Annotated in this window: 2 protein-coding genes; both read left to right on the top strand. The window is 29.6% G+C overall.

The features are described 5' to 3' along the window. On the top strand, positions 1 to 1,071 hold a 1,071-nt coding region (locus ACP3VS_RS24125), incomplete at its 5' end, for a GerAB/ArcD/ProY family transporter (protein WP_426390272.1). After that, positions 1,058 to 2,091: spore germination protein (locus ACP3VS_RS24120; protein ID WP_426390270.1), on the top strand; the 1,034-nt coding region annotated here is incomplete at its 3' end. The genes ACP3VS_RS24125 and ACP3VS_RS24120, both read left to right, overlap by 14 nt.

Genomic DNA, 2,091 nt, shown 5'->3' with positions numbered 1-2,091 from the left:
AAAGTTTTACAGCCAATCCATGTATATTGTTTGTTATTCTTATCAGTTAGTTTTTTAGCACACTTTGTTTTAATTCCCTCAATTTTTACAGTGGTGGAACGTGAAGCTTGGATAAGTGCCTTGCTCAGTTTAATCCCCATATTCCTTTTAGCATTATTTATTTCTAGAATAACTTCTTCATTAAATAATAGTTCAATCCTTGAATTAAAAACTGTCCAAAATAATAAAACACTGTACGTATTCATCATTTATATATATATCGTTTATTTAATGTCATCAACGTTTGTCTCACTCAAATTTACGATTATTTGGGCAGAAGAAAGTTTTAACTCTGATTATCCTTATTTTATTACAGTCATTTTATTTATATTATTATGCTTTTATGGTTCCCTAAAAGGGCTTAAGACCATAGCTATCCAGTCCTTGATTATTTGTTCACTATACATTTTTTTGTTTGTTCTTCTCAATTTAGGAAACTCAATGAACAATGAATACGAACTATTATTACCAGTAAATACAAGTAATACTCCGTCCATTTATTGGGGAATATTATACATATGTATTGGTATTTTAGAAATGGGCTTTATTTTAATCGTTTTAAATGGTTATGTAAAAGAGCAACTGAAAAGGAAAGGTATACTCATATTTTCTATTCTGTTTGTCTTATTCGTTTTAATCGCTATTGTGACGGCTGTATCTGAATTCGGCATTTATCTAACGCAAAAAATGCTCTTTCCTATAAACGAGCAATGGAGAGTTTTATCATTTGGTAAGTACTTTACAAGATTAGATTCTTTATCTGTTCTCCAATTATTATCAATGGCTTTTATTCGTATATGTTTATTTATGTATATTGTGTCGTCCTTCTTTCAAAATCGAAAATTCATATTAATTGTTGGTTATTTATGCTTAACAATAGGATTATTAATTCCTTGGTCTGTTTCTGATTTTTTGTCATTTATAAAAGGCACTTATCTCCTTTCTATTTTTTTATTTTTATTCTTTTTTATGATTGTTTTCTATGTAGTAGAAAAAAAGCAAAAGGGAGTTCATCATCTTGACCGAAAATAAGGATTTTCTCTATAAAGAATTAGGCCACCAATCAGATATAACGATAAGTAGTAAATTCTATATGTCTAATAATGAAAAGCATGAAGTTATATTTGTCTATTGCCATAGTTTAGTTGATAGTGTACTTTTTTTGAATTCATTATTACCAAATATTAGATTCCTTGCTGAACACGGACATTTGCATGATGTTGAAATTATAAACCGTTATTTAGAAGTATTTGAAATCAAAGAGTACCGAACAAAGACAGATGAAATGAATAGCAAAATTTTCTCAGGTTTTTTATATTTTTTCCATGTTCCATCAAATAGCTTATATTCAACCAATTTAGCTAAACTTCCTGAACGATCCATTGAAGAATCAAATATGGAAGTCTCATTAAGAGGACCGAGAGATGGGTTTGTTGAAAATATAGATACCAATTTTTCTTTAATAAGAATGAGATTAAAAAGTAAAAATTTATCAAGTAACGATTTTACAATTGGCGACACCAGTAAAACCAAAGTTTTATTGCTCTACATTGAAAACTATATTGACCAAAGTACGTTAAAGAATGTACAAAGCAAACTAAATAAAATAAAAGTAGATAATATTGCAAGTAGTTATCATATTGAGGAATTACTTTATGATAAGCTGACCCTCTTTCCCCTCCTGGATTATTCAGGAAGGCCAGATTTTGTAGTAAGTTCCCTCAATAAAGGCCGTTTTGTCATACTGGTAGATGGAAGTCCAAGCTGTTTAATTGGACCCGTAAATTTATTACTTATTTTGAAAGCAGCTGAAGATGATCAAACCAATTTTTTATTTGTGAGTTTATCACGAATTTTAAGAATTACCTCTTTATTAACAAGTATATTTTTACCTGGGCTTTGGATTGCATTAACTGTTCATCAACTAAATCAGCTACCCTTTCCCTTACTAGTATCAATATCTGCTTCTAAAATTGGACTACCTGTTTCCTCTTCGTTCGAAATTCTTATTATGCTCATATTTTTTGACCTTTTTCGAGAAGCGGGAATACG

It is taken from the genome of Lysinibacillus sp. VIII_CA, assembly GCF_049943995.1.
GTDB lineage: Bacteria > Bacillota > Bacilli > Bacillales_A > Planococcaceae > Lysinibacillus > Lysinibacillus pinottii.
This window is presented reverse-complemented; position numbering and strand designations above follow the sequence as displayed.